This is a genomic window from Enterobacter sp. RHBSTW-00175 (assembly GCF_013927005.1).
Lineage (GTDB): Bacteria > Pseudomonadota > Gammaproteobacteria > Enterobacterales > Enterobacteriaceae > Enterobacter.
This window is the reverse complement of sequence record NZ_CP055930.1, coordinates 4506914-4533111: the sequence shown is the minus strand read 5'-3', so window position 1 is coordinate 4533111 and position 26198 is coordinate 4506914. Positions and strand designations below refer to the sequence as shown.

The window sequence follows — 26198 nt, the reverse complement described above, 5'->3', positions numbered from 1 at the left end:
AGGGATTTAACAGCTGCTGGGATTTAACTTAAGTATAGGGTATAGATTCGGTCTGCGGTTTTTGGTCGCGCTAGCATCAGGAGATAAACAGAGCCTTACAGTCAAACCGGTTGTTGATCGCGGTCATTCTGTTTCCAGCGTTGCAACACATCTCGATATCACCACCCACAGCCTTTACGCCTGGATAAAGAAGTACGGTCCGGACTCATCCACTAATAAAGAACAGTCAGATGCTCAGGTCGAGATCCGCCGGTTCCAGAAGGAGCTGAAGCGGGTTACTGACGAACGGGACATATTAAAAAGAGCCGCGGCGTACTTCGCAAAGCTGTCCGACTGAGGTACGCCTTTATCCGTTTGCTGGCCTGTTCGTCTGCTCTGTCGGGTACCCGATTAACGAGAACTGTTCAGGGAGTCTGACATCAAGAGCGCGGTAGCTTTTTTAATATGTCGTTTTCCATTTCAATGCGTTGTAGCTTTTTCTTCAGTTCGCGTATTTCGATCTGTTCCGGGGTTATGGGAGAGGCTTTTGGCATTTTACCCTGTCGTTCATCCCGCAACTGCTTTACCCATCGTGTCATGGTAGAAAGACCAACATCCATAGCACTGGCCGCAGCTGCAACGGTGTAGTTCTGGTCAAGGACCAGTTGAGCGGATTCACGTTTAAACTCTGCGCTGAAATTTTTTTTTCATTGGGACACCTGTTTTGTTCTGAGGTGAGCATATCACCTCTGTTCAGGTGGCCAAATTCAGTAAACCACTACACTTTGTTAACGTAGAGAGCCCGTAAGGTTTAGTCTTTTTGAGGTGGTGGCTGACTAGCCATTTTTTTTATGAATGCTGTCAGCTTATCAATATCACCTTCAGCAATGGCTTTCTCATCTGGCGTGAGCGGAACTTCCTCAAGATACCGATGTATGGATGCCTTACTTTCAAGAGCCTGAGCCCGAGAGCTGCTTTTTGGCAAGCTAAAATCACAGCCAATACAGGCCATTCTGTGCGGGCAACTGCTCCAAAATGGATTGGTGCAATACAAATCGCCTAAATCATAGTATAGGGCGAGCCCTGATGACGTTAGTGCCTGACTGTCATGATCGATCAGCACGCTGATCATATGAGAAATTTTGTCCGCTTTCACAAAAGAAGCCGCCAGCCGTGTTGGGCGAATGCGAATGTAGTGCAGGGTTGAGCGTGGGCAGCTATGTCCGGACCATTCCATCAACTCATGCAGAGTCATCCCCTGTGGCACACTGGCCAGCGCGGTGACGGCTGATGCTCTTCCCCTATGACTGGTAATCCGCCCCCGGCTGTCATCGAGAGGTACTCCGGACCGGGCACAGAGTACCGGGATGATCGTGTTATTTAGGATTGAGCTTCCTATCAGTTTTCCTCTGTACTGAAATAAATAATTGACCCTTTCAGCAGTTCGCTCATCCGTCAAAGGAGCCTGTTCTGTAGGGCGTTCCTGTAACCACAAATCTACATACTTTTTCACGACACTGGCGACTGGTTTGACAAATGCCCTTGATGTTTTTCCAGCCGGAACATCCAGATAACAGAGCGTTCCTGCAGGGATAATACTGCCGTCATCATGCACAATATCATCTGTCTGCTCGTGGACACAGCCTACGCTCAATCGAAATATTTCGTTCTGGCGTAAGCCTGCATGAGTCCAGATAACCGCCATCGCCTGGTGCATGGTAAACGGATAATGGATCCCGGTCAGCATATCCTCAGGTCGTAAATTCAGGCTGGCCCAGATCAGCTTCAGCCACACAGGATCGTCAATCACCCTGGGATTCACTCCCCGGCTGAAAGCTGGCGTGTCCGGCGTGGCCAGATGGCGGTAGGGACTCAGCTTCAGTCTTCCCCATCCCCAGAGTTCATAATCAACAAAAAAACGCCGCAGGGCATACAAAAAAGATGCCCGGGAGTTGCTCATCATTGGCTGTCCAGATCGGGCGGATACACGTCTTGTTTTTTCAGGCTCCAGAGAAAGCTCATCCACATTCATTCTTCCCAGCGCTGCGATGAAACTGGCACAGGTACTGATGCTCCAGTCAGCAGGCTCTCGGATATCAGGACAATCTCTGGCAAGCCACAAACCGATACGCAGAATAAAGCTGTAGTTCGATTCACGGGTCCGCGGCCGTAGTACGGACGTTTCCCGTCAGCGCTGACACCATCCGACCCATTCAGCGGCAATCCCGTCAGTTCGTTTCTCTTTCCAGCCGGTATAACCCCGCATACGCAATGGGCGTGACAAAATTCCCATGGCTGCCAGCCCATGGGAGACCTTACCTACCGCTCTGGCGATCCCGTTAGTGCGGTACTGTTGGCCCCGCTGGAGGAGCTCTTCGGTAAAGCTTTCCAGCCGCGGATCGCCATTTTCCAGCATCAGCATTCCCAGAACCGCCGAGAGAAACATTTCCTGATGACGAAGGGAATACCCCAGAGCCACTAGGACGTCCATAAGACGGCTGAGTTCTTGCTGAAAAATATCCCGGCCAAAAACCGCACAGGCATAATACGCAGGCTGCCGGCACCGGGTGCTGTGCAACGGGAGAGGAACCTGTGACAGGTGAAAGGCAAAAGCCGCTAGCAACGGACCACCGAGGTGTCGTCGCTGATACAACTTCTCCCATATATCTTCTGCCCAGAGGTGGCAAGGCAGATCCTGACGAGCCGCTTCGGCGAGTACCGCCAGAATGGTTATCCTGGTGACCTCGGGCTTTATACCGCTCCGGGTGGCGATGTCATAAAGAGGGCGCAGGAATGCCGGCACAGGTTTCTGCTGAAGATACTTACCCCGTCGTTGTGGAGTGCTCAGGGCAAGACGTTCCTGTGCGGAGAAAGCGGCCCTGAGCTGATATGACTCCAGCTCAAAAGGCTGCCAGACAACGCCGGAAGTGTTTTCGGCTTTCATAAGAGAATCCTCTGGTCAGAAAAAACCAGTCCGGCAACTTTTCTGTCAAGCTCGGCGACAGCTCCGGCCATGCGGGCAGCAAGATCGGTACCGGACAGGTGCAGGTAAACCTGGGTCGTCCGGGGATCCCGATGCCCGGCATAGGCGGCGAGTTCGTGCAGTTTCCAGCCAGCCCGCGCCAGATGGGTCAGGCGTAGATGACGGAAGGTATGGGTGGAGAAATCTACCAGCCCGGCCTGGTCTCTCCATTTACGAACGGTTTTACTCCAGCTCCAGATGCTCAGCGGCATACCGTGATTCCGGTCAGAGACCGAGCGAAAAAGTGCCCCACCAGAAAAACCACTTTGCCGTAACAGGTGCAAATGTGCGGCAAGCACAGGGGTTACCGTTGGGCTGTAACACACCATACGTTCGCGATGATTCTTGGTGGTTTCGGCACGGATACGGATCAACCGGTGGCCCGGATCAAGGTCGTCAACCTGAAGCGCCGTGACTTCTGCCCGCCGTAATGCGCCATAGTAGGCTAGTGCCAGCATCAGACGGTCGCGTAACGTTGCGGAGGCGGCCTGTTGCAGAAGAGTAAACCAGTCATGATCATCAGGAATACAGGGAAGACGGGTGATACGCGGTACCAGTCCGCGTCCGCTGAACACCGGGCCGGGCAACATTGCCCGGGGTATCGGACTGGTTTCACAGAGATCTTGGTAATAAAGATACTCGTACCAGAGCCGGATGGCCGAAATGCGCAACTGCAGTGTAGCACTGGCGACCGGCTGTGCCATTCCCGGGAGCTGGGGCCGTAGATATGCGGAAAAATCTTCAAAACGGGCAGAAGGTGGATGTATTGAATTTGCTTCGCAGTACCGCAGATAATGCGTCAGAGCACCACGATAAGCTTTGATCGTGGCGTTAGCCCGACCCAGATCAGTCAGTAGCCCGAGCCACTGCTCAACAAGATGCATACTGGCAGTAAAAAGTGGATTTCTGACCATCATGTTGACCTCTTTTGACAGAGAAACAGGTGCAGTTTAGTTCAAACAGTCCAATCAAGTGTTGCATTCCACTTAACTTACTACAGCGCGTAATTCGAGCTAAACACGTAGACCCGCGACGGATAACGGTTTTCCTTGAACTTAAAGTACGGTTCGCCCATTTTGATCCCCAACTGCTTTGCCTCGCGTGAAAGCGAAATAATGCAGCCATCGTTATTGGACACCACCACAATGGGCTTTCCCTGAAGGTCAGGACGAAAAACCGTCTCGCAGGACGCGTAGAAGCTGTTGACGTCAACAAGTGCGAACATGGTTATGCATTTCCGGGTCACCCGCGCGATGGCTTTTTACCCCGCCCGAATGTTTATGTGTTTTCAGCGTATGCGTCACCACGCCGAAGATTTGCAGCTCCTCTTCGGAGTGAAACGTAATAGGCTGATAGCGGGTATTGTGGGGAAGCAATCTTAAGACCGGCCGGGTTTGTAGCTCTTTTACCGTAAACTCCCCGTCCACCGCCGCCACGACAATGTCGCCATGTTCCGCCGTTAACGAACGATCGACCACCAGCAGATCGCCATCGCCGATCCCGGCCCCGATCATGGAATCCCCGCTGACTTTCACGAAATACGTCGCACTGGGGTGTTTTACCGCCAGCTTGTTCAGGTCGATACGGTCTTCAACGTAATCCTGCGCAGGGCTTGGAAAACCACAGGCAACGCGCTCCAGAAACAGCGGTAACTCCATGTCCTGCCGGGGATAATACGAAAAGAGGGTGCTCATCATTGCCTTTCCTGCCATGTACTGTATATACATACAGTATTACGTATTATGGGTAAGGATCAAGGCACTTTCCGGGCTATCGCGCAAACACGTTGATGTGTGAAGGGATTTAATCCTGCACCTCATCCGGTCGGTTACTCCACCATGACTTTCACTTTAGGCTTCGACAGCAAAATTTGTATCAGCTCCGTAAACGGAACAGGCTTAAAGAAGTAATACCCCTGCTGGAAGACGATATTGTTCCGGTTGAGGTAATCAAGCTGCGCTTTGGTTTCCACACCTTCGGCGACAATACTTATCGAGAGTTTACGCGCCAGATCCAGCACACAATCCAGGATCCGGGTGGATTCCTCATGCTCATTGACCCGGCTGACGAAGCTATGGTCAATCTTGATGTAATCGATATGCAGATCGTGCAGGTAAGAGAGCCCTGAATACCCGGTTCCGAAGTCATCCAGCGCGATGGCAAAACCATTTTCGTGCAGCGCATTCAGGGTATGAACCAGGTGTTCGTCAATATCCAGCGGTTCACGCTCCGTGACTTCAATCACCAGGTTCAAATCTTTGCGCTCAAAGCGGCTTTTGTAGTTCAGGCACTCATCCATAAAGGTGGGCATGGCAATATGAGATGCACTGAAGTTAATCCCCACATGGAAACCCTCCGGCAGCTTGCTGGAAATAGCATTCATCTGTATCACCACCTGCGCCATCAGGCTGCGCGTCAACGGTACAATCAGGCCGGATTTTTCAGCAAGCGGGATAAACGAGGCCGGGGAAATATAGCCCGCTTTCGGGTGTTTCCATCTCGCCAGTACCTCCACGCCCCGCAAGGTTCCCTCCCGGCCATTAACAACGGGCTGATAAAACGGGATAATTTCCCCCTTTGCGATGGCGCGCTGTAGCGACTCCTCAGGCGGCGTACTTTTATTCAGATATTTATACAGCGCGTAAGCACCGAGACAGGCTACCAGCAGTAAAAAAAACAGGATGCCTGCACCCTGACTTATCAGCCTCTGCACGCTGAATAACGGAGGATAGTTATACTCAATACTGTAGGGATAATCTTTGGCTTCAAGCCGCCCGACATGCTTGCCTTTATTGTTTACCTGCGCGGCATCACCAGACAGGCCCAGCACGGTGTCACCAACCCTTAACCGATAACTGACGTCTTTTATCGAAATACCCAGGGCGTCGCGGATATGGCGATCGCTGACCGTGATCCCAATGCGGCTGTCATCAACTACCGTCTGAAACAGCAGTACGGGTAAACCGTTTACCGTCTCTTTTGCTGGCAGCAGCATCAATGGCAAATCAGGTAATCTCATCACATTAACCAACAGCACACGGTTATCCGGCAGGGATGAACACGCTATTTGCCCATGCGTGAGAATGAAAATAGTCCTGAGATGAGGTTGTAGCGCCGCCTCAGTGCCAAGCCGGTATTGCCCTTCCTCATCACAGCCTGCCCCGGCGACATTCATCGCCGTCCGGGTGGCGCGCTGAGCTTCACCCAGGATCGTATTCATATTCTTTACGACATACTTCGCCCCCGTCATGCTGTCGGCCCGTGCGGAATACCAGAGCTGGGTATTCAGAATAAAAATACCCATGATAAACAGGGCCAGAGCGGCAGCAGCAGGAACAATAAAATGACGCATTAACGTATCCTGGGCACGAGTGAGTAAGATGACGCTGACGGCATTTACGGCGCTTAATGGTGTAAGTACAAAGAGCATGGTCGACAAAAGTAAAAATAACCATGCTCCTTCAATAAGTTCTCCGGAAATTGTTTAGCAGGTAAACGCTTTATCCTTCGCCAGGAAGAAAGGCCGCAAATAAGCAACGGCACTGGAAAGCGGGATCACATCCGCGCTCAGCGCAATCTTAAGTACGTCGTTGAGATAACGTTTACGGGTTTCAATTCTGGCCCATAGCTCAGGGTAAGCGTGTTTGATCTCGGCCTGGAGCGCGAAATCCGCCAGCGCAACGCTCTCCTCGGCGCTGGCGCCGGTATAACCCGGCACTGACGGAATAATATCAATCTGCAAAATCATCCCGCTTTTCAGGGTTTGCGTCGAATGTTTATAAATGGGCGATGACATCCACTCTTCATCGGCGCTGAGATGCCCGGGGTTCAGATGCCAGCCATATTTCTCTTTTGGCAAAATAGACTCTATCAGGGAATACATCTCCCCGCCTTCCATGCCAATTCTGATATTTTCAAGCCAGGTCACCACACCAGAAAAATAAGGTTTTGCCACACGTTCAAGATAATCTTTCTGCGTATCTGGCAGCTCATTTTCGCTGGCAATCACAAAACCGGTACGGCTGGATAATCCACCTTTAAACCCGGTGGTCATGGACAGCGGCTGGCCCCTTTGCAGCGGTTTATGCGTGGGGTATAGATTGGCTTTTTCAAAACGCTGGCCCGATGCGGCAATGGTCACCACCGTATTGTACTGGCCTTCCGCCGCCAGATACGCCCCTAACGCCGCCTCACTCATTCCCGGTTCAACCGCGTTCATGGCATTCAGGATGCAGTTCGACGCCAGATTTGCACCATACTCATAATGGGCGATTTCATTCGCATTGTTGGTTACCCGCGTGCCGTTATCTCCGTCAATAAACAGATGTGCGGCATTCTCTAACACCGCCCCATCAGAGAGACTATTTTTAATGGCATCGACAATAAACCAGGGTAAATCGAAAAGCTGTTTGTTATCCACCTGGCCAGACGTAAACATTTTCCAGCCCACAACCCCCACGCGGTGCATATCGCCCAGGCCCGTCTCGACGAATAACGCCTCGAGCGGTTTTTCGTTATCCATTGGCTGATTCGGTAATGAGAAATACGGGCAGTGTTTAAGCGTGACCGGAATACGGGAATAGGCGGCCATTTTCAGGTTTTCATTACCGAGAATAACGGTTGCAGCGCCATTTTTCGCCAGCACCAGCAGCCCCTCTTCAAAGCGGGGAATAAATCCTGTCAGGTATTCAAAGTTACTGCCATGCTCTTTGTCGGCATAAATAATGAGGGCGTCGTATCCCTCAGCAGCCATCCGCGCCAGAAGCTTATCTTTACGCTCCTGCTGGGTGGCATCGGTCAGGGGAACGGGCGCGACGCCCGAAAATTGGTGTGGAGCAACCGTCGTCTGAAGCTGAAGCGCACTAAAATCCATGTGTTTGACCTCACGTTCTGATGGGGAACCCTCGCGTAATCATCAGGCCAGCAGCCCGGTAATACAGTCCGAACTGAGCTGTACCCGCCCTTTCACGCCGTAGTGATACCCTGTTTTATCATGCCGGATACGGATCTCGCGAATATACTGGTTTACTTCGTCGCCGTAATCTTCAAATGCGCCGTAGTGTGTACAGTTTCGGCTTTATTCTCTTCTTTCACATTAAAGGCTTGTTCAATGCCGCCGCCAGAGTGTCTAAAAAAAAGCCACCAAACAATCACTTCACAATCACTTTTTAATGACTTAAATCAAAAGAAACAAAACAAACAAAGTAACTAGTGAATCACTGCGTATTGACTTAACGAATACTCTGGAGCATATTTCATAGCACGAATTAACAAGACAGTTTTTGGAGGACGTTTTCTATGCCATCCCGTGATTATCCTGACAAACGCACTGCTCGCGGTTTAGCAAAGGATGCTGATCTGAAGATGTTAAGTGCCAGAGTAGAAACAGACTTAATGGAGTATGTCAGGATTACTGCGTATGAAACTCGCAAGAGCAAGCAGGAGATTGTGGCAGAAGCGTTAGCACTTCACCGAAAAAATCGCCGGGCAGAAGCCTCCGCCGAACAGACGCAATAGTGTAAGGTATGACGGAATGAAAAAAGCCCGAAAGTTGCTTCGGGCTTTTTCGCACTTACGCCACCAGCGCATTCAGCGTGTCGAGTGCCTCGGTCGGCAACACCAGATCCGCCGCCGCCAGGTTTTGCTGCAAATGCGCCACGGAAGAGGTCCCCGGAATCAGCAGAATATTCGGTGAACGTTGCAGCAACCAGGCCAGCGCTACCTGCATCGCCGTGGCCCCCAGCGAATCCGCAACCGCCTGAAGACCGGAAGATTGCAGTGGCGTAAAACCGCCCAGCGGGAAGAACGGCACCCAGGCGATCCCCTGACGGGCAAGCGCATCCACCAGGGCATCGTCACCGCGATTCACAATGTTGTACATGTTCTGCACACAGACCACCGACACCATTTTCTGCGCTTCGGCAACCTGGGCTGCGGTTACATTGCTCAACCCGATATGGCGAATCAGCCCCTGCTGTTGCAATTCTGCAAGCGTGGTCAGCGGTTCAGTAATCGATCCTTCCGCCGGGCCGTGAGTGCTGAACATGATCCGCAGATTCACCACGTCCAGCACATCCAGTTTGAGGTTACGCAGGTTATCATGCACCGCCTGCGTCAGCTCCTGAGCCGAAAACGCAGGGAGCCAGGAGGCGTCATCGCCCCGCCGCGCCCCAACTTTGGTCACAATCGTAAGATTGTCCCGATACGGATGAAGCGCCTCACGGATAAGCTGGTTAGTGATATGCGGGCCGTAAAAATCACTGGTATCAATATGATCCACACCCGATGCCACGGCTTCGCGTAGCACCGCCAGCGCGGCGTTTTTGTCCTTCGGCGGGCCAAATACGCCAGGCCCGGCAAGCTGCATCGCGCCATAGCCAAGCCGTTTAACCGTACGCGTCCCGAGCGTGTACGTCCCGCTTTTCTCAATACTGCTCATGTCTACCTTCCTCATAAAAATGATCCGGATTTACAACAGGTTCCCGAACGGAACAATTAGTTAAGCAATAGTTAAATTAAAGTTTAGTTTCATTGCGTCGATAGTATTTGGGCAACCCCTGCACCCACAACGGACGACCGCTATGCTTAAAAATCTGCACGTGATTACCGGTATTCTCTTTGCCCTCACCATATTCTGTCTGCTACAAGTTGTCACGGGCGGCTTGTTCTATTCTGCCGTCAGCAACGATCGCCATAACTTCCAGAACTCGGGGATGCTCAATGCCCAGCAGGAAAGCCTGAGCGACAGCGTTAATACGCTGGTGAAAACACGCGTAACCGTCACCCGTGTGGCGATCCGCTACCTGAAAAACCAGCGCGATCCCGCGTCTCTCGCCGCCATTAACAAACTTCTGGGCACGGCCAGCACGTCGTTAGGCAACGCCGAAACCTACTACAGCACCTGGCAGAAAATGCCGCAGGTTAACGGGCAAAACGCCGCGTTAACCGAAGAGATGCAGAAAGCCTGGAGTCAGATGCATGAAGTGATGCGCCTGTCGATTGAGTATCTGCGTGCAGATAACTATCAGGCTTATGGCGACCTGGATGCCCAGCAGGCACAGGACAATATGGAAGCGGTCTATAACCGCTGGCGCGCCGAAAACAATACCTTGCTCAAGGCCGCCACTGAAGAGAACCAGAACAGCTTTACCCATATGCAGTGGACACTGGCGGCTATTTTCCTCGCCGTGGTTGCCGTGCTGGTGGTTATCTGGCAGGGCCTGCAACATCTGCTGTTAAAGCCGCTGAAGATCATTATGAACCATATTCGCACCATCGCAGGTGGCGATTTGACGCATAACATCAACCTGGGTAGTCGTAACGAAATGGGCCAGCTGGCGGTGGGTCTGCACGAAATGCAGCAGTCACTGGTAAGCACGGTCAGTGCCGTGCGCGGCAGTACCGACTCGATTTACACCGGCGCAGGTGAAATTGCCGCCGGGAGCAATGACCTGTCCGCCCGCACCGAGCAGCAGGCAGCTTCGCTGGAAGAAACCGCCGCCAGCATGGAAGAGTTAACTGCAACGGTGAAACAGAACTCCGATAACGCGCGTCAGGCCACATTGCTGGCGAAAAACGCCTCCGAAACCGCCGCACGCGGTGGTCATGTGGTGGACAACGTGGTGCGCACCATGACCGAAATCTCTGACAGTTCGCAGCAAATTGCCCACATTACCGGCGTGATTGACAGCATTGCCTTCCAGACCAATATTCTGGCGCTTAACGCGGCGGTTGAAGCGGCACGTGCTGGCGAACAAGGACGTGGTTTTGCCGTGGTGGCAGGTGAAGTTCGCACCCTGGCCAGCCGCAGTGCGCAGGCAGCAAAAGAGATTAAAGGGCTTATCGAAAACTCCGTCAGCAGAGTTAATACCGGCTCTGAGCAGGTCAGTGAAGCAGGCGAAACCATGCGAGAGCTCGTCGCCGCCGTCACCCGTGTAACCGACATTATGGGCGAAATTTCATCGGCCTCTGATGAACAAAGCCGGGGTATTGAGCAGGTCAGCCTTGCGGTTTCACAGATGGACAGCGTGACGCAGCAAAACGCCGCCCTGGTACAGGAATCCGCAACCGCAGCCGCAGCGCTGGAAGATCAGGCCGAGCAGTTGCGCCAGGCCGTTGCCGCATTCCGTCTGAATGCCAAAGACCAGGCTGCGGCACCACGCCCGACCAATGTGAAAACGCCACAGCTGTTACGCCCGGCAACCGCCACGGCAAGCGTGGCAGACGGTAACTGGGAAACCTTTTAAGGGATACGCGGGCTAGCGGCTGCGTTTGGCGTGTCGCTCCCGGTTTTCCAGTCTGGCTTCATCTGATTTTCGCAGCGCCACATAACAGGCGCCACTGCCGCCGTGGTGCGGCAGTGCAACGCAGAATGCCTGCACGGAATCGAACTCAGTGAGCCAGCGCGCCAGATAACTGCGCACCACATTCGGGTGCGACTGCTCTTCACGCCCTTTACCGTGGACAATCACCAGGTTGCGCAGCCCGTCACGTTCGGCCTGACGGATAAACGAAAACAGCATCTGACGGCACTGTTCAACAGGCTGGCGTATAAAATTGATGCTGGCCTGGCGGGAATATTTACCGGAACGGAGCTTATCAATAACCCCCTGCTGTACTCCTTCCCGCTGAAACGCCAGAGGTTCAGCAAGCGGGAGCAGTTCCAGAAAACCCAGCGTTAAGAAGTTATCGAGCTGCTCAGTATTCAGCGCCTGCCGGGTGCGGGTATTACGGCTCGGCTGCCAGTGAATATCAGCACAACGCTTGAGTGACTGGACATCCTCCATGGCGTCAAGAAAGAGTGATTTGTCGTCAGGGTTCATAGAAATCCTCCGGCTACATCTGAACCTGTACTATACCCGCGCCAGACTAGCGTCTCAACGTCCCCCAGGCCTGGCAGACTGTGCTGTGGGAGCGATAAATATTTACCCGATGAATGAAATAATGCGGAAGCTAAAAAGTTAAACTTAACTTAACTAAAATTTCAGCCGCAATTAAATAACTGTATTTAAGTTAAATTTTTGTGAACTTGAACGGTCTGAACACTGTCATTTTGGGAAAAGTCTGTTATAACTTAATAAACCTGCCCCACGGATATAATATGCGGGACTTGCGGAAGGATACACTGCTGTGTGTACTATAGGGCCTGCTGATGTCGGCAGTCCCTGTTTTTTTATTTGCTTCATTCTGAAATTAATGCCCGGGCTTCTCGCCTGAATTGCGTAATTAACGATTCAGTCAATGGCGTCTGTCGGGAATCACGGCGCTGAATTAAATAATAAGCCGCCTTAGGCAACGATTCGACTACCGGTAACATCACCAGACGGTGTGCCAGCAGTGGGTCGCAGCCAAGCTCCTGTGGCAAAATGCTGATAAAATCGCTCTGTGCGACCAGGCTTATACAGGACGAAAACGTTTCGCAGACAATACCAATGTGCGGTATTTGCGAGCGATGATGAAACACATCTTCCAGTTGCTTATAATAACTTCCCCGCGGCGTTGGCATCGTCCAGTTATAATGCAGAAGTTCGTTAATCGATTTTACACCTATCGCCGGATGTCCCTCCCGGCAAAATATCGCAAATGGTTTTTCAAATAATTTTTCAAACGTAAACTCGTGGTCATACGGCCCCTGACAATAGGTATTAATGGTGAAGTCCAGTTCCCCCTGGCGTAATTCATTAATCATCGACACCAGCTGCCCTTCCATAATACGGACTTTCACCAGCGGGTGCTGAGCGTGAAAACGGGTAATCACCGCGGGCATCAGAGTGCGTGAAATACTGGCACCCATACCGATATTGATCTGCCCCGCCAGCTGCCCCTGTCGCTGGCGTATATCGTCCTGCGCCGCGCGCAGCTCTTCCAGGATCAGGTTGGCATGTTGATAGAAGCTCTCCCCGCATTCGGTCAGCGCCACACCTTTGCTACGCCGGACAAAAAGTTGTGCGGCAATGCCCTCTTCCAGCTCCTTGATCGATTTGGTCAATGCCGGTTGCGAGAGGTTAAGCGCCCTGCTGGCCCCACGAATGCTGCCCTGACGCGCCACTTCCACAAACGCCCGAATCTGATGAAATTTAACCTGAAATGACATAGCCCGACCGATAACCGTTGTTTATCAGAGTAAAGAAATTGTCATCTACTTTAATGGAAATGGATGTGCGAGGGTAATTCCTGAACGGTTAAAACAGTGAAAAAACGGTTAGTGATAAGTAAAAACTATCACAGCGTGAAGCGGTTCACATATTTTAATGATGACAGGAAGAGATATGGACTCACTGGCGCACTACATTCAGACGTTAACCCCGCAACTGACCGCATGGCGTCGCGATTTTCATCACTATGCTGAATCTGGCTGGGTGGAGTTTCGAACCGCAGCCAAAGTGGCGGAAATCTTAGACCATCTGGGTTATGAACTGGCGATGGGGCGTGATGTTGTTGACGCCGACAGCCGCATGGGCCTGCCGGACGCACAGACGCTTGCAAAAGAGTTTGCCCGAGCCCGCGAGCAAGGCGCGCCCGAGAAATGGCTCGCCGCGTTCGAAGGTGGATTCACCGGCATTGTCGCCACGCTGCGTACAGGGCGTCCGGGGCCGACACTCGCCTTTCGCGTGGATATGGATTCGCTGGATCTCAGCGAAGCGCTCGATGAAAGCCATCGCCCGTTCCGCGACGGGTTTGCCTCCTGCAATCCGGGGATGATGCACGCCTGCGGCCATGACGGGCATACCACCATTGGCCTGGGTCTGGCTCAGGTGCTGAAACAAAACGAAGCCCAGCTCAATGGCACTATCAGGATTATCTTCCAGCCTGCGGAAGAAGGCACGCGCGGCGCTCGTGCAATGGTTACAGCAGGCGCACTGGACGGCGTGGATTACTTTACTGCTGTCCATATTGGCACCGGTGTTCCTGCCGGGACGGTTATCTGCGGTAGCGATAACTTTATGGCAACCACCAAGTTTGACGTGCGCTTTACCGGCGTAGCAGCCCATGCGGGCGGCAAACCGGAAGAAGGCCGTAACGCACTGCTCGCCGCCGCGCAGGCCGCCATTGCCCTGCACAGCATCGCTCCCCACAGCGAAGGTGCCTCACGCGTCAACGTGGGCGTTATGCAGGCCGGTAGCGGGCGCAACGTCGTTCCGGCCAGTGCCCTGCTGAAGGTGGAAACCCGTGGCGAAAGCGAGGCTATCAACCAGTACGTGTTCGACCGCGCACAATCCGTGATCGCAGGGGCGGCGGCACTGTATGGCGTAAGCGCAGAAACACACCTGATGGGAGCAGCAACGTCCAGCACGCCATCTCCTGCGTGGGTGAATTACCTGCGCGAACAGGCAGGCCAGGTCACCGGCGTCCTCCATGCCATTGATAAGGTCAAAGCCCCGGCAGGATCTGAAGATGCCACCCTGATGATGGCACGCGTGCAGCAGAATGGCGGCCTGGCCTCCTACATGGTGTTTGGCACCGATTTGAGCGCCGGGCATCACAACGAAAAATTCGACTTCGACGAGCAGATAATGAGTGTGGCCGTCGAAACCCTGGCGCGAACGGCGCTTAACTTCCCGTGGGCGCGAGGTGTGTGATGCAGGAAAACTACGCTTTTATCGCGGATGCCATCGACACACGATGTCAGACCTTTAGCGCTATTGCCGACGAGATCTGGGATCATCCCGAAACACGTTTTGAAGAGTTCTGGTCAGCCGAACGGCTGGCCTGTGCGCTGGAAGCCGAAGGTTTTAACCTGACGCGTGAAGCCGGTGGTATTCCAAACGCATTTATCGCCAGCTTCGGCAGCGGCAAACCGGTTATTGCACTGCTGGGCGAATACGATGCTCTGGCGGGGCTAAGCCAGCAGGCGCACTGCGCCACCGCGCAGTCGGCGACGCCGGGCGAAAATGGCCACGGTTGCGGCCATAACCTGCTGGGTACGGCCGCAGTCGCAGGAGCCGTCGCTGTGAAAAGCTGGCTGGAGCAGCACGGTGGCAGCGGGACGGTGCGCTTTTATGGCTGCCCGGGAGAGGAAGGCGGCTCAGGCAAAACCTTTATGGTCCGCGAAGGATTGTTCGATGACGTCGATGCGGCTGTCACCTGGCACCCGGAAGCCTTTGCCGGAATGTTTAACGTCAGCACGCTCGCCAACATTCAGGCCGCATGGCGTTTTCACGGCGTGGCGGCTCATGCCGCGAACTCCCCGCATCTGGGGCGTAGCGCGCTCGATGCCGTGACGCTCATGACCACCGGCACCAATTTCCTTAATGAACACATCATCGAGAAAGCGCGCGTACATTACGCCATCACCGATACCGGCGGCATTTCGCCAAACGTGGTGCAGGCGCAGGCCGAAGTGTTGTACCTGATCCGCGCCCCGGAAATGGCCGACGCGCAACAGATCTACGAACGCATCGAAAAAATCGCCCAGGGTGCGGCAATGATGACGGAAACTACCGTCGAATGCCGTTTCGATAAAGCCTGTTCCAGCTATCTGCCAAACCGCACGCTCGAAGCGGCGATGTATCAGGCGTTGCAACATTACGGCACGCCAGCCTGGACGGAAAAAGAGCGCCAGTTCGCCGGTGAAATCCGCGCCACGCTGACCTCAAACGACCTACAAAACAGCCTGAAAAATATCGCCGCGACCGGTGGTGAAGCGGGTAAAGCCTTTGCCCGCCGTCATCAGGAAACACTGCTGGTCGATGAAGTCGCGCCTTATGCCATCACCGATAACGTGCTGGCAGGCTCGACTGACGTGGGCGATGTCAGCTGGAAAATGCCGGTCGCTCAGTGCTTTAGCCCCTGCTTTACCGTCGGTACGCCGCTGCACACCTGGCAACTGGTGACGCAGGGGCGCACCTCTATTGCCCATAAAGGGATGTTGCTGGCCGGAAAGGTCATGGGTGCTACCGCCCTGAATCTGCTTCTGGATGCAGCGCTGCTCCAAAAATGCCGTGACGAGTTTGAACAACAAATAACAGAAAGACCGTACGTGTGTCCGATTCCTTCTGGCGTGACACCGTCACCTTTAAAATAAAAAAACACATAACACAACAACACAACAGTCCAGAGGAACGCCCATGAGTATGTCATCCATACCTTCGCATTCCCCAACCGGTAAGCTCTATGGCTGGGTTGAAAGGGTTGGCAATAAAGTGCCGCATCCTTTCCTGCTTTTTATCTATTTGATTGTGATTTTGATGGTGGCAACCGCTGCGTTGTCTGCCTTTGATGTGAGTGTGCGTAGCCCTGCTGATGGCAGCATGGTGGCGGTAAAAAACCTGCTGAGCGTCGAGGGGTTGCACTGGTTTTTACCCAATGTGATTAAGAACTTTAGCGGTTTTGCACCGCTGGGGGCGATCCTGGCGCTGGTGTTAGGCGCAGGCCTTGCCGAGCGCGTGGGGCTGCTGCCTGCGCTGATGGTGAAAATGGCCTCCAACGTTAGCGCGCGTTACGCCAGTTATATGGTGCTGTTTATCGCCTTTTTCAGCCATATCTCGTCTGACGCCGCGCTGGTGATCATGCCGCCGATGGGGGCGCTGATCTTCCTGGCCGTAGGTCGTCATCCGGTGGCCGGGTTGCTGGCGGCAATTGCCGGGGTGGGCTGCGGGTTTACCGCTAATTTGCTGATTGTGACCACCGACGTGCTGCTTTCGGGTATCAGTACCGAAGCGGCGAAAACCATTGATACCGCGATGCACGTCAGCGTGATCGACAACTGGTACTTTATGGCAAGCTCGGTGATTGTGCTGACGATTGTCGGCGGGCTTATCACCGATAAGCTTATCGAGCCGCGTTTAGGGAAATGGGAAGGCCGCAGCGACGAAAAGCTGGAGACACTCAGCAAAGAGCAGCAGTTCGGCCTGCGGGTGGCCGGGGTTGCCTCGCTGGCGTTTATCGCGCTTGTAGCGCTGATGGTTATCCCGGAGAACGGCGTGCTGCGCGATCCGGTCAAACACACCGTCCTGCCCTCGCCGTTTATTCAGGGCATTGTGCCGCTGATTATTCTGTTCTTTTTTGTGGTGTCTATCGCCTATGGCATCGCCACCCGCAAAATCCGCAATCAGGCTGACCTGCCGCAGTTGATGATCGAGCCGATGAAAGAGATGGCGGGCTTTATCGTGATGGTGTTCCCGCTGGCGCAGTTCGTGGCCATGTTCAACTGGAGCAACATGGGCAAATTTATGGCCGTGGGGCTGACGGATGCCCTGGAAGCGGCGGGATTAAGCGGTATCCCGGCGTTCGTCGGCCTGGCTATTCTGTCGTCGCTGCTGTGCATGTTTATCGCCAGCGGCTCGGCAATCTGGTCGATTCTGGCGCCCATCTTTGTGCCGATGTTTATGATGCTTGGGTTCCATCCGGCGTTTGCACAAATTCTGTTTCGCGTCGCCGACTCCTCCGTCATCCCGCTGGCCCCGGTTTCACCGTTCGTCCCGCTGTTTTTAGGTTTCCTGCAACGCTATAAACCGGAAGCAAAACTGGGTACCTACTATTCGCTGGTCTTACCCTATCCGCTTATCTTTTTAGGGGTATGGTTGGTGATGCTGGTGGCGTGGTATCTTGTCGGCCTGCCGATTGGACCGGGAATTTACCCAAGGCTGCACTAAAGGAAAGAGGATGCTGAGGTTACTCGAAGATAAAATTGCGACCCCGCTTGGGCCGCTGTGGATCATTACCGACGAGGCGTTCAATCTGCGCGCCGTAGAATGGGAAGAGCACAGCGACCGGATGGTGGAATTATTCGACATTCATTACCGTTCACAGGGTTATGAGCGCATCGGCGCCACCAATCCAGGCGGGTTGAGCGACAAACTTGCAGCGTATTTCGAGGGCGATCTCAGCATTATCGACACCCTGCCTACCGCGACGGCGGGAACACCTTTTCAGCGTGAAGTCTGGCAGGCGCTGCGCCAGATCCCATGCGGGCACGTGATGCATTATGGTCAGCTCGCAGAGCAGTTAGGTCGTGCGGGTGCGGCGCGTGCGGTTGGGGCGGCTAATGGCTCTAACCCCGTCAGTATTGTCGTGCCCTGCCACCGCGTTATTGGACGCAACGGCACCATGACGGGCTATGCCGGAGGCGTGCAGCGCAAGGAGTGGTTGCTGCGCCATGAAGGCTATCTTTTGCTGTAGTTTCCAGGCTTTTAGTGCTTAATTTTCTTTCGGTTAGGTTAAAAATCCATAGTCAAGCTGTGGAATTTCAAGAAGATGCCAGCACAATGTCGACTCTTGTCTTTATTGATGGTTTGCCAGGCTTACGTAGTCTCCAAAAAGATGTTAAAATTGACCAATATCAATTAAGGCTTGAGCAAACCTATGATCCCGGAAAAGCGAATTATACGACGCATTCAGTCTGGCGGTTGTGCTATCCATTGCCAGGATTGCAGCATCAGCCAGCTCTGTATCCCGTTTACCCTGAATGAGCATGAACTCGATCAGCTTGATAATATCATCGAGCGCAAAAAGCCTATTCAGAAAGGGCAGACGCTGTTTAAAGCGGGAGACGAACTGAAATCGCTCTATGCTATCCGTTCTGGCACCATCAAGAGCTACACCATCACCGAACAAGGCGATGAGCAGATCACCGGCTTCCATCTGGCAGGCGACCTGGTCGGCTTTGACGCTATCGGTACCGGACATCACCCGAGCTTTGCTCAGGCGCTTGAAACCTCAATGGTTTGCGAAATCCCGTTTGAAACGCTGGACGATCTGTCCGGTAAAATGCCTAACCTGCGTCAGCAGATGATGCGTCTGATGAGCGGCGAGATTAAAGGCGATCAGGACATGATCCTGCTGCTTTCCAAAAAGAATGCAGAAGAGCGCCTGGCGGCATTTATCTATAACCTCTCCCGCCGTTTCGCAGAGCGCGGTTTCTCTCCACGCGAATTCCGTCTGACCATGACCCGTGGCGATATCGGTAACTACCTGGGCCTGACCGTTGAAACCATCAGCCGTCTGCTGGGTCGTTTCCAGAAAAGCGGGATGCTGGCGGTTAAAGGCAAGTATATCACCATCGAAAACGGTGAAGCGCTGGCGGTACTCGCCGGGCATTCCCGCAACGTAGCATAAAACCCACGAATGACTCTGCCAGGTCGATAAATTTTCATGATTTATTGATCTGGCAAAACTTCCCCCCTGTTTCATTCAAGATATATAGGTTACTCTTTTACTTACAGACTGTGGTGACAGTAGTAAGGAGACCTGTATGGCAAAGTATCAAAACATGCTGGTGGCCATCGATCCTAATCAGGACGATCAACCGGCGTTACGACGTGCTGTGTATTTACATCAACGGATTGGTGGCAAAATCAAAGCGTTTTTGCCGATCTATGACTTCTCATATGAGATGACCACCCTTCTGTCGCCTGACGAGCGTACCGCTATGCGTCAGGGAGTGATCAGCCAACGAACCGCGTGGATCCGCGAACAGGCAAAATATTACCTGGACGCAGGCGTTCCTATCGATATCAAAGTGGTCTGGCATAACCGACCTTTCGAAGCCATCATCCAGGAGATTGTGAGCGGTGATCACGATCTGCTGCTGAAAATGGCGCACCAGCACGACAAACTGGAATCGGTGATCTTCACCCCAACCGACTGGCACTTACTGCGTAAATGCCCATGCCCGGTGTGGATGGTGAAAGACCAGCCCTGGCCAGAAGGCGGTAAAGCCGTTGTCGCGGTGAACCTTGCCAGCGAAGAGGACTACCATAATTCGCTCAATGAAAAACTGGTAAAAGAGACCCTTGAGCTTGCCGACCAGGTCAACCATACCGAAGTTCATCTGGTGGGGGCTTATCCGGTCACGCCAATCAACATCGCCATCGAATTACCTGAATTTGACCCAAGCGTGTACAACGATGCCATTCGTGGACAGCACCTGCTGGCGATGAAAGCGCTGCGTCAGAAATTCGGCATCGATGAGAAAATGACTCACGTTGAAAAAGGCTTGCCGGAAGAGGTCATTCCTGACCTGTCCGAACACCTCCAGGCCGGGATTGTGGTTCTGGGCACGATTGGCCGTACAGGTATTTCCGCCGCCTTCCTGGGTAACACCGCCGAACAGGTGATCGACCACCTGCGCTGCGACCTGCTGGTGATTAAACCGGATCAATATCAGACGCCGGTCGAGCTGGACGACCCGGAAGACGATTAAGCAAAACGCCACCCGGCAATAAAAAAACCGCCGAGTTTGAAGTGAACCCCGAAAGTTGGACATCCAACGATTAGGGGTTTTGCGTTTCAATGGGCAGAAAAAAATACTCACCTGAATTCAAGCAGCAAGTCGTACTCCACTATCTGTTCAGCAGTGATGGTGCAAAGAAAACAGCGCGGTTGTTCGGCGTTGATCACGGAGCGGTCAGACGCTGGACTGAGCACTGGAAAGTGAATGGGATGGACAGTTTTACCATTCCTACCAGGGCTTACTCTGCCGAGTTTAAAGAGTCTGTCGTGCTCTGGATGCAGCAACACAACAAATCATCCCGGAAAGCTGCGGCGGAGTTTCGTATTGCAGCCGCTTGTACTGTCAGCAAATGGGAGCGTCTTTACCGTACTGGCGGTATCATTGCCCTACAGGATAAACCCAGAGGACGCCAGATGAAGTCAGGGAAGAACGAAACTTCAGATAAAGAACTTAATAATCCCCGTCCAGCGTTCCAGAACGCTGAGGAAGAACTTGAATACCTGCGTGTTGAGAATGCCTACCTAAAAAAGCTTCAGGCCTTGATTCGGGAAAAGCAGAAGACAAAGCAAAAATAATTACCGAATTGAGGCGAAACCATAACCTGAGAATGCTGCTTCATATAGCAGGATTACCTCGCAGCACGTACTACTGGCATGTCAAAGCAGATAGCCGTGGAGAGCGCTATGAGGGCGAACAGCAAAGAATAGCCGCACTGTTCCACTATCATAAAGGACGATATGGTTACCGGCGCATTACCCTGGCGTTGCGTAATGAAGGCTATGGCATTAATCATAAAACAGTACGGAAACTGATGCGCAAGATGGGGCTGGCCTCATGCCTGAGAAGCAAAAAGTATCAGTCATACAAAGGCACCTACGGTAAAGTAGCGCCAAATACCCTTGCACGTGATTTTAAGGCCAGCAGTCCAAACCAGAAATGGGTCACGGATGTGACAGAGTTCAACGTAAAAGGGACAAAGCTGTATCTGTCACCAGTGCTTGATCTGTATAACAGCGAGATAATAGCCTGGAATATGACGACGCATCCGGGAATGAATCTGGTCGAAAACATGCTCAGCAAAGCCGTCAAGAGGCTGAAACCGGGTGACAGACCGGTACTGCACTCTGATCAGGGTTGGCAGTATCAGATGGCACGGTATCAGGAGAAACTTAAAGCTAAAGGCATAGAACAAAGCATGTCGCGCAAAGGGAACTGTCTGGACAATGCAGTGATAGAAAATTTTTTTGGTCTGCTGAAAACAGAATGTTGGTACCACGAAGAGTTTGAAAATACAGACCATCTACGAAAAACGGTGGAAGAGTATATCCACTACTACAACAACGAACGAATCAAGCTAAAACTAAACGGCCTGAGTCCGGTACAATACCGAACCCAGGCCATGTCAGCCGCCAGTTAAGAACGTGTCCAATATATGGGGTTCACTTCAAGTTCGGCGGTTTTTTTTGTTTCAATGCAACTTACAGTGATTTCAGAATCGCATCCACGCTGGCTTTGGCGTCGCCAAACAGCATGTGGGTGTTCTCTTTGAAGAACAGCGGGTTCTGAACGCCAGCGTAACCGGTGTTCATTGAGCGTTTGAAGACAATAACGTTCTGCGCCTTCCACACTTCCAGAACCGGCATCCCGGCAATTGGGCTACCCGGATCATCCTGCGCGGCCGGGTTGACGGTATCGTTGGCACCAATTACCAGTACCGTGTCGGTATCAGTGAAATCATCATTGATTTCATCCATTTCGAGCACGATGTCATAAGGTACTTTCGCTTCCGCCAGCAGCACGTTCATGTGGCCAGGCAGACGACCGGCAACCGGGTGAATACCAAAGCGAACCTTAATACCGCGCGCACGCAGCTTCTCGGTGATTTCCGCGACCGGATACTGGGCCTGTGCCACCGCCATGCCATAGCCTGGGGTGATAATGACCGTGTGCGAGTTTTTCAGCATGTCTGCGGTATCTTCCGCAGAAATTTCACGATGCTCACCCACTTCTTCATCAGCACTGGAAGAAGAACCATCGGTTCCGAAGCCACCGGCAATTACGCTGAAGAAGGAACGGTTCATCGCCTTACACATGATGTAAGACAGAATCGCACCTGAAGAACCGACCAGCGCACCGGTAACGATCAGCAGATCGTTGCTCAGCATAAAGCCTGCCGCCGCTGCTGCCCAACCGGAGTAGGAGTTCAGCATTGACACCACCACTGGCATATCCGCACCGCCGATGGACGCCACCAGATGCCAGCCAAACGCCAGCGCAATAATCGTCATCACCAGCAGCGCCAGCACCTGCATTCCTACGCTTTCGGTACGTACGAAGACAACCAGCAACACAAATGACACAACCAGCGCCGCCAGATTCAGCTTATGGCGGTTAGGCAACATCAGCGGTTTAGAGGAGATCTTACCGCGCAGCTTACCAAACGCCACAATGGAACCGGTAAAGGTCACTGCACCAATGAAGATGCCGAGGAACACTTCGGTCAGATGGATATTGACCAGAATCGGCTCCATGCCAGGTTCGTGATACAGGTAGCTATTGAAGCCCACCAGCACCGCAGCCAGGCCGACAAAGCTGTGCAGGATCGCCACCAGCTCTGGCATTTCGGTCATTTCAACACGTTTTGCCAGGCGAATACCGATAGCACCACCGATAATCATCGCCACCAGGATCCACGCAACGTTGCCGGTGTCCGGCCCGAAGATGGTGGCAATCAGCGCAATCGCCATCCCGGCGATACCAAAGTTATTACCCTGCTGAGACGTTTCGTGTTTAGAAAGCCCCGCCAGACTGAAAATAAACAGGATCGCAGCAACAATGTATGCGGCTGTTACTAATCCTCCAGACATATGCTACCCCTTAGCCTTTACGAAACATTTTCAGCATTCGCTGAGTCACGGTGAAACCACCGAAAATATTAATGCTGGCGATCAGCACCGCAACAAAGCTCAGGAAGCTAACCCAGCCACCGTGACCAATTTGCAGCAACGCCCCGACCACGATGATCCCAGAGATGGCGTTGGTAACCGACATCAACGGAGTATGCAGCGCGTGCGATACGTTCCACACCACGTAGTAACCCACCACGCAGGAGAGCGCAAAGACGGTGAAGTGTCCGAGGAACTCTTTAGGTGCGACATCCGCCAGCCAGCCAAAGAGAATTATCACCAACGCCATGATTGCGTATTTACGCCACGGTGAAGCCGGTTTTGCCGGTTCTTTTGGCGCAGGAGCCGCTTTCGGTGCAGCCTGAGGCTGTGCCGATACCTGAATTGGTGGCGCAGGCCAGGTGATTTCACCTTCACGGACTACGGTAACGCCACGGACAACTACATCCTCAAAATCAACAGTGATATTGCCGTCTTTCTCTTTGCAGAGCAGCTTCAACAGGTTAACGAGGTTGGTACCGTACAGCTGAGAAGACTGGGTCGGCAGGCGCCCCGGCAGGTCGGTATAACCGATCACTTTCACACCGTTGGCTGTCGTTGTAACCTGGTTTGCCACGGTATATTCGCAGTTACCACCGTTTTGCGATGCCAGATCGACAATCACACTGCCCGACTTCATGGAATCAACCATTTCACGGGTGATCAGCTTCGGTGCCGGTTTACCAGGGATCAGCGCCGTGGTCACGATAATGTCGACATCTTTCGCCTGAGCCGCAAAGAGTTCCATTTCGGCTTTAATGAAGGCTTCTGACATCACCTTCGCATAACCATCACCGCTGCCCGCTTCTTCCTTGAAATCCAGCTCAAGGAATTCGGCGCCCATACTTTGCACCTGCTCTTTCACTTCAGGGCGGGTATCAAATGCACGCACAATGGCGCCGAGGCTGTTTGCTGCACCAATGGCAGCCAGACCAGCCACGCCCGCACCAATCACCATCACTTTCGCCGGAGGCACTTTACCTGCCGCCGTGATTTGCCCGGTAAAGAAGCGACCAAACTCGTGAGCCGCCTCAACGATGGCGCGATAGCCCGCGATGTTCGCCATTGAGCTCAATGCATCCAGAGACTGCGCACGCGAAATACGCGGCACGGAATCCATCGCCATCACGGTCACACCGCGCGCCGCCAGCTTTTCCATCAGTTCCGGGTTTTGTGCCGGCCAGATAAAGCTCACAAGCGTAGTGCCCGGATTCAGCAGTGGAATTTCGCTCTCTTCCGGCGCATTCACCTTCAGAATGATCGGCGACTGCCAGATGTCTGCACCTTCTACTATTTCTGCGCCAGCCTGAATAAAGGCGTCGTCATCGAAACTCGCCAGTTTGCCCGCGCCGCTTTCAACCGCGACGGTAAAACCCAGTTTAAGCAGTTGCTCCACCGTTTTCGGTGTAGCCGCTACGCGGGTTTCATTGGCTAACCGTTCTTTTGGTACCCCAATACGCATAGTTTTCCCTTCCATCGGTTTTTGATGATGGTTTGTCGATAAATACCCGTGGTTTGTATCAACTTTAGCCAGTTGTTAGCGCCGACACATGATTAACCCCGGAAAATAAAACAGTAACAAACTTTCTATAACCTACTGAAAATAGCGCCCGTGATCCACCGCCTGAAAACACTATTTCTTACTTTATTTGTGAAAAATAAGTGATCCGCATCGCTGACAGACATATTTACCTTAAATTCACCGCCAGAACCGATAAATAGCGCAAGCGAAGCGGTAAAAAGATGATATAGCGCCATAAGAGATCAACTTATTAACATTAAATTAACTTGTAAAAGTCATATGCTTTATCAGTTTTGCTTGTCAAACGCGTGTTTTTTCAACATATCACTAAATGTTATCGAAAAGGGTCCAGCACATCGCACTGGCTGTGAAAAATGGCGCAGACAGCGACGGGATTTAAATGCAATAATCGGGGCCGTCTCAAATTAACAACAATACCAGTATATGGTTTGCGCAAGGCGAAGGATTATTTTTATGAAGCTTAAGAACACACTCCTGGCGTCCGCACTTCTTTCTGCGACCGCCCTGTCCGCGAATGCCGCGACAGAGTTAACGCCGGAGCAAGCGGCAGCGTTAAAACCTTTTGACCATACGGTCATTGTGGGTCGTTACAATTCCATTGGCGATGCCGTCGCCGCCGCAACAAAAGCTGCCGACAAAAACGGTGCGGCTTCCTTTTATGTTGTTGACCAGTCTGATTACGGTAACAGCGGCAACCAGCGCGTAACCATCGCGCTGTATAAAGACGATGCGCCAAAAGCTGACGCACCGAAAAACCGTGTCATTAACGGCATCGTCGAACTGCCAAAAGATCAGGCAATCGAACTGGAACCGTACGACACCGTTACCGTGCAGGGTTTCTATCGCAACCAGCCTGAAGTGAACGACGCCATCACCAAAGCGGCTAAAGCAAAAGACGCTTACGCGTTCTACATCGTACGTCAGGTTGATGCCAACCAGGGCGGCAACCAGCGCATCACCGCGTTCATCTATAAGCAGGATGCGAAAAAACGCGTTCTGCAAAGCCCGGATGCCATTCCTGCCAACTCCGAAGCGGGCCGCGCTGCTATCGCGAAAGGTGGAGAAGAAGCGAAGAAAGTGGAGATCCCAGGCGTTGCGACTTCCGCAGCACCAAGTGCTGAAGTGGGTCGTTTCTTTGAAACGCAATCCACCAAGGGTGGTCGCTACTCTGTAACGCTGCCAGACGGCACTAAAATTGAAGAGTTGAACAATGCCACTGCTGCGCAGATGGTACCGTTCGACAGCATCAAGTTTAGCGGCAACTACGGCAACATGACGGAAATCTCTTATCAGGTAGCGAAGCGCGCTGCCAGGAAAGGGGCGAAGTACTACCACATCACCCGCCAGTGGCAGGAACGTGGTAATAACATCACCATCAGCGCTGACCTGTACAAGTAAGCAAACAGTTGAACAAGGGCGGCGTAATGCCGCCTTTTTTGTTACTTTTTTTCGAATTTCCGCCCCACGTCATTGCATGACTTCGTGACACTCCGTAAAATCCCGCGCCTTAGTGTGATCCACCATTTTTATGCGCCT

The 26198-nt window shown here is 52.8% G+C and carries 21 protein-coding genes and 3 pseudogenes; 11 read left to right on the top strand and 13 right to left on the bottom strand.

Annotation, left to right across the window (positions count from 1 at the left end; genetic code table 11):
* Nucleotides 1-61: 61 nt before the first annotated feature.
* Nucleotides 62-354 (top strand): annotated as a pseudogene (locus HV107_RS21930) (transposase); the annotation flags it as partial.
* 31 nt (nt 355-385) lie between these two features.
* Here HV107_RS21930 and HV107_RS21925 read toward each other — a convergent pair.
* The 8 genes and pseudogenes from HV107_RS21925 to HV107_RS21895 form a co-directional block, all read right to left on the bottom strand.
* Nucleotides 386-644: pseudogene (locus tag HV107_RS21925) on the bottom strand (transposase); the annotation flags it as partial.
* Nucleotides 645-790: 146 nt separating this feature from the next.
* A complete protein-coding gene (locus HV107_RS27415; protein ID WP_259349654.1) occupies nt 791-1942 on the bottom strand; it encodes a tyrosine-type recombinase/integrase in 1152 nt (383 codons plus the stop codon).
* Between the two features lie 225 nt (nt 1943-2167).
* On the bottom strand, nt 2168-2923 hold the full coding sequence (locus HV107_RS27410) for a hypothetical protein (RefSeq protein WP_259349653.1): 756 nt from the start codon (nt 2921-2923) through the stop codon (nt 2168-2170).
* Nucleotides 2920-3918: a site-specific integrase gene (locus HV107_RS21915; RefSeq protein WP_259349652.1), complete on the bottom strand. Its 999-nt coding sequence runs from the start codon at nt 3916-3918 to the stop codon at nt 2920-2922. The genes HV107_RS27410 and HV107_RS21915 overlap by 4 nt, the downstream gene beginning before the upstream one ends.
* Before the next feature lie 80 nt (nt 3919-3998).
* A pseudogene (locus tag HV107_RS21910) lies at nt 3999-4226 on the bottom strand (DNA polymerase V subunit UmuC); the annotation flags it as partial.
* On the bottom strand, nt 4210-4695 hold the full coding sequence (gene umuD / locus HV107_RS21905) for a translesion error-prone DNA polymerase V autoproteolytic subunit (protein ID WP_182063570.1): 486 nt from the start codon (nt 4693-4695) through the stop codon (nt 4210-4212). The pseudogene HV107_RS21910 and the gene umuD, both read right to left, overlap by 17 nt.
* 134 nt (nt 4696-4829) lie before the next feature.
* Nucleotides 4830-6353 (bottom strand): cyclic diguanylate phosphodiesterase, encoded by a 1524-nt coding sequence (locus tag HV107_RS21900; protein ID WP_182060821.1) that lies wholly within the window; start codon nt 6351-6353, stop codon nt 4830-4832.
* Nucleotides 6354-6485: 132 nt separating this feature from the next.
* Nucleotides 6486-7874: a Xaa-Pro peptidase family protein gene (locus tag HV107_RS21895; RefSeq protein WP_182060820.1), complete on the bottom strand. Its 1389-nt coding sequence runs from the start codon at nt 7872-7874 to the stop codon at nt 6486-6488.
* Between the two features lie 425 nt (nt 7875-8299).
* Here HV107_RS21895 and HV107_RS21890 point away from each other — a divergent pair, with 425 nt between their 5' ends.
* Entirely contained in the window at nt 8300-8518 is a 219-nt protein-coding gene (locus HV107_RS21890) for a hypothetical protein (RefSeq protein ID WP_182060819.1), read from the top strand.
* A gap of 55 nt (nt 8519-8573) precedes the next feature.
* Here HV107_RS21890 and HV107_RS21885 read toward each other — a convergent pair whose 3' ends face one another.
* Nucleotides 8574-9440, bottom strand: a complete 867-nt coding sequence (locus HV107_RS21885) for an aldo/keto reductase family oxidoreductase (protein ID WP_182060818.1) — start codon at nt 9438-9440, stop codon at nt 8574-8576.
* Between the two features lie 142 nt (nt 9441-9582).
* Here HV107_RS21885 and tcp point away from each other — a divergent pair, with 142 nt between their 5' ends.
* Complete coding sequence (tcp, locus tag HV107_RS21880; RefSeq protein WP_182060817.1) at nt 9583-11247, top strand: methyl-accepting chemotaxis citrate transducer; 1665 nt, start codon at nt 9583-9585, stop codon at nt 11245-11247.
* A 12-nt stretch (nt 11248-11259) separates the two neighbouring features.
* On the opposite strand, the gene smrA is transcribed toward tcp, so the two are convergent.
* Together smrA and HV107_RS21870 are read right to left on the bottom strand one after the other, a co-directional pair.
* On the bottom strand, nt 11260-11823 hold the full coding sequence (gene smrA / locus HV107_RS21875; protein ID WP_182060816.1) for a DNA endonuclease SmrA: 564 nt from the start codon (nt 11821-11823) through the stop codon (nt 11260-11262).
* 359 nt (nt 11824-12182) lie between these two features.
* Nucleotides 12183-13094 (bottom strand): LysR family transcriptional regulator, encoded by a 912-nt coding sequence (locus HV107_RS21870; RefSeq protein WP_182060815.1) that lies wholly within the window; start codon nt 13092-13094, stop codon nt 12183-12185.
* A gap of 175 nt (nt 13095-13269) precedes the next feature.
* Here HV107_RS21870 and HV107_RS21865 point away from each other — a divergent pair, with 175 nt between their 5' ends.
* The 7 genes from HV107_RS21865 to HV107_RS21835 all read left to right on the top strand — a co-directional run bounded on the left by HV107_RS21865 (nt 13270) and on the right by HV107_RS21835 (nt 21591).
* Entirely contained in the window at nt 13270-14580 is a 1311-nt protein-coding gene (locus HV107_RS21865; protein WP_182060814.1) for a M20 family metallo-hydrolase, read from the top strand.
* Complete coding sequence (locus tag HV107_RS21860; protein WP_182060813.1) at nt 14580-16025, top strand: M20 family metallopeptidase; 1446 nt, start codon at nt 14580-14582, stop codon at nt 16023-16025. Before HV107_RS21865 ends, HV107_RS21860 begins: the two co-directional genes overlap by 1 nt.
* A 43-nt stretch (nt 16026-16068) precedes the next feature.
* Entirely contained in the window at nt 16069-17595 is a 1527-nt protein-coding gene (abgT, locus tag HV107_RS21855; protein WP_182060812.1) for a p-aminobenzoyl-glutamate transporter, read from the top strand.
* A 10-nt stretch (nt 17596-17605) separates the two neighbouring features.
* Nucleotides 17606-18121, top strand: coding sequence for a methylated-DNA--[protein]-cysteine S-methyltransferase (ogt, locus tag HV107_RS21850; protein WP_182060811.1), 516 nt, complete (start codon nt 17606-17608; stop codon nt 18119-18121).
* Between the two features lie 183 nt (nt 18122-18304).
* The gene (gene fnr, locus HV107_RS21845; protein ID WP_014070017.1) at nt 18305-19057 is read left to right on the top strand and encodes a fumarate/nitrate reduction transcriptional regulator Fnr; all 753 of its coding nucleotides are present in this window, start codon (nt 18305-18307) and stop codon (nt 19055-19057) included.
* 136 nt (nt 19058-19193) lie between these two features.
* Complete coding sequence (uspE, locus tag HV107_RS21840; protein ID WP_182060810.1) at nt 19194-20144, top strand: universal stress protein UspE; 951 nt, start codon at nt 19194-19196, stop codon at nt 20142-20144.
* An 89-nt stretch (nt 20145-20233) separates the two neighbouring features.
* Nucleotides 20234-21591 (top strand): IS3 family transposase gene (locus HV107_RS21835; protein ID WP_105318584.1). Its coding sequence is split into 2 segments (ribosomal slippage): nt 20234-20696 and nt 20696-21591, totalling 1359 coding nucleotides; the frame shifts between segments, so codons are not numbered across the junction.
* 61 nt (nt 21592-21652) lie between these two features.
* On the opposite strand, the gene pntB is transcribed toward HV107_RS21835, so the two are convergent.
* The gene (gene pntB / locus HV107_RS21830; RefSeq protein WP_182060809.1) at nt 21653-23041 is read right to left on the bottom strand and encodes a Re/Si-specific NAD(P)(+) transhydrogenase subunit beta; all 1389 of its coding nucleotides are present in this window, start codon (nt 23039-23041) and stop codon (nt 21653-21655) included.
* Between the two features lie 10 nt (nt 23042-23051).
* Nucleotides 23052-24581 (bottom strand): Re/Si-specific NAD(P)(+) transhydrogenase subunit alpha, encoded by a 1530-nt coding sequence (pntA, locus tag HV107_RS21825; protein ID WP_182060808.1) that lies wholly within the window; start codon nt 24579-24581, stop codon nt 23052-23054.
* 534 nt (nt 24582-25115) lie between these two features.
* Here pntA and ydgH point away from each other — a divergent pair.
* Nucleotides 25116-26060: a DUF1471 family protein YdgH gene (gene ydgH, locus HV107_RS21820; protein WP_182060807.1), complete on the top strand. Its 945-nt coding sequence runs from the start codon at nt 25116-25118 to the stop codon at nt 26058-26060.
* The last annotated feature ends 138 nt before the right edge of the window (nt 26061-26198 follow it).